At 47.2% G+C, this 1,050-nt stretch carries 1 protein-coding gene; it reads right to left on the bottom strand.

What is annotated here, in order from left to right:
- Nucleotides 1–9: 9 nt before the first annotated feature.
- Nucleotides 10–1,050: IS3 family transposase (locus J2Z34_RS17530; RefSeq protein WP_209461163.1), on the bottom strand; the 1,041-nt coding region annotated here is incomplete at its 5' end.

The following is a 1,050-nucleotide window of genomic DNA, read 5'->3' as shown; positions in this document are numbered from 1 at the left end:
CGGTGTTTGTCAAGGTAGTTGTCGCAAAATCTTATCGTCAGTTTTGATCGGATTCAGCCAAACCTCAGTTGGAACTTCCATCTTCCTGATTTGTCTGGACCATCGTAAGGGGTTCTTAGCCTTAGCTGCTTCATAAACTTGTCGTCGGTTAATAAGAACCTTCTCAGCCTCACCCATATGGACCTGGTGCGGCGTTACAAAGCCCAGTTTGCTATGCTTATGTTCATGCTTGTACCACTTTACAAACTCATGGCACCACCCTCTAGCCTCGTCAAGCGATGCGAATCCTTTTACAGGATACTCCGGCCTGTATTTAACCGTCCTGAATAATGACTCTGAAAAAGGATTATCATTGCTTACCCTGGGCCTGCTTCGAGAGGGTGTTATACCGAGTTCGTAGAGCGTGGCCAGCATTGTAGCTGCCTTCATAGGGCTTCCGTTGTCAGAATGTAGCACGAGTGGCTTAGTTTTCCTAATGAGCCCCTGAGCTAATACCGCTCTGTGTATGAGCCTGCTTGAATGCTCTGCTGACTCCTCTTCCCAGACTTCCCAACCTATTATATTCCTGCTGAATATGTCGATTATCATGTAGAGGAAGTAGTACATTCCTTTTATTGGTCCAGGTAGGTATGAGATATCCCAAGACCAGACTTGATTGATTTCTGTAGCCTTGTGTGAGCTTATAGGTCTGCTCTCACTCTTATTGCTTCTTCCACGGTGGCTCTGCTGATTCGCTTCATGCATAACCCTGTAGAAGCTTGATTCCGAGGCAATGTACTCACCCTTGTCAGCAAGGTCAGGAACAATCTGACTTGGTGGCTTATCTGCATACTCAGGGCTGTTCACCACTTGAAGTATCATGTCCTTCTCTTCGCTGGTGAGCTTGTTCTTTGGTTCAGGCCTGCTTGCAGAAGGCCTTCTGTCATGGTCAGGGGTTTCGGGATTCGTCCACCTCTGGTAGGTCCTAGTGGAAATACCAAGTATGTCACAGGCTTTCTTCTGGCTTGCTCCAGATGATACTGCCTCTTCAACCAGCTCTATGGCTTTTGC

The sequence above is a fragment of the Youngiibacter multivorans genome (assembly GCF_017873395.1).
Taxonomy (GTDB): domain Bacteria; phylum Bacillota; class Clostridia; order Clostridiales; family Clostridiaceae; genus Youngiibacter; species Youngiibacter multivorans.
Note: the sequence above shows the minus strand (reverse complement) of the source record. Positions and strands in the feature narration are given on the sequence as shown.